Annotated in this window: 2 protein-coding genes; one reads left to right on the forward strand and one right to left on the reverse strand. The window is 51.6% G+C overall.

Translation table 11 applies throughout. The features are described from left to right. Positions 1-227: 227 nt before the first annotated feature. Positions 228-401 carry a 50S ribosomal protein L32 gene (gene rpmF, locus H6F80_RS08415; protein WP_190502286.1) on the reverse strand — a complete coding sequence of 58 codons (174 nt, stop codon included), beginning with the start codon at positions 399-401 and terminating at the stop codon, positions 228-230. A gap of 152 nt (positions 402-553) precedes the next feature. Between rpmF and H6F80_RS08420 the strand changes: the two genes are divergently transcribed. Further along, positions 554-1,582: ABC-F family ATP-binding cassette domain-containing protein (locus H6F80_RS08420; protein WP_190791127.1), on the forward strand; the 1,029-nt coding region annotated here is incomplete at its 3' end.

The raw sequence follows: 1,582 nt of genomic DNA on the forward strand, positions 1-1,582 counted from the left end.
GTCTGACCATAAGTCAGCACGGGGAAACCTTTTGTGAGGTATTGACCGGGAGGAACGCGTTCGTTCTGATCTGATTCTGGTTTACGGAAGAATTTCCCTATCATGATTCCAGTAGAGATAGTGATATGGGTACTAATCACACCGTAGCGTTGAATTTTGCCATCAGGGCAAAATTTACGTCAACAAAAAGACCCCCCAAGCCTGTGCCGACTCTCCATTTGTTAGTGTTAGCTTTCTTCCTCTTGTTCCTCTTCGGTCGGATAAACAAAGGAAGAGCGTCCACTCAAAACGGCCTTGCCGAGAGACAGGGCTTTTTGAGCTTGCAGTGCCGCCTTGCGCTTCCAAGTCGCTTTGCGTTTGTCTCGTTTCGATTTCGAGGTTTTCTTCTTAGGAACTGCCATGGCCGGGAGAAACCGCAAATTACACTACAACCTTTCTAGTTTAGCAGCAGTCGGGCGATCGAGTTCAATTGTTTTTCGGAAAAACTCACCTCTAAACCAAACAGGTAGACTGGATGAGAAACGGCAACAGAAAAACAGCAATCCGGGCACTCATGACAATTTTTACGCTGCGATCGGTTTCCAAAGACTTTGGCATCAAAGAAATCCTGAGAGATGCCAGTTTCAGCCTGGAAGAAGGCGATAAGGTGGGGCTGATTGGCATCAACGGTTCCGGGAAATCGACGCTGCTGAAAATGATTGCCGGGCTGGAGCCGATCGATCGCGGCGAGATCTGGAAAAATTCGGGCACAAAGATTGTCTATTTACCGCAGCAGCCCGACATGGACGAAGACCGCACGGTGATCGATCAGGTGTTTGCCGACGGCGGTGAACAAATGACGCTGGTGCGCGAATACGAAGAACTTTCTGACAAGCTTACCCATGGGCACGGTGACCCAGAGCGGCTGATGGCCCGGCTGACTCAGGTGACAGGAAGAATGGAGGCGATCGGCGCGTGGGATGCGGAAAACAACGCCAAGAGCATTCTGAGCCAGCTTGGAATTCAGGACTTCGAAGCGCGAATTGGCGATCTGTCGGGCGGCTATCGCAAACGAATTGCCCTGGCATCGGCATTGCTATCTGAACCGGATGTGCTGCTGATGGATGAGCCGACAAACCATTTGGACGCGCTTTCAGTCGAGTGGCTGCAAAGCTATCTCAATCGGTTTCGCGGCGCGCTGCTGCTGATTACCCACGATCGCTATTTTCTCGATCGCGTCACGAATCGGATTATTGAACTTGATCGGGGCGAGCTGTTCAGCTATAGCGGCAACTATGCCTACTATCTGGAGAAAAAAGCCGAAGCCGAAGAAGTCGCAGTCAGCAGTCAGCGCAAACACGCCGGAGTTTTACGACGCGAACTCGAATGGCTCAAACGCGGACCCAAAGCCCGCAGCACCAAGCAAAAAGCCCGAATCGATCGCATCCACGAAATGCAGGCGCAGGAGTTTAAGCAGGCGCAGGGTAAAGTTGCCATTTCTACCGCAGGTCGGCGGATCGGCAAGAAAGTGATCGACCTGGAGAACGTGGGGAAGGCGTTTGGCGATCGCGTTTTGATCAAGGGCTTTACTTACAGCTTTAGT

Source organism: Leptolyngbya sp. FACHB-711 (assembly GCF_014695615.1).
In the GTDB taxonomy this organism is placed as follows: Bacteria; Cyanobacteriota; Cyanobacteriia; order Elainellales; family Elainellaceae; genus Leptolyngbya_A.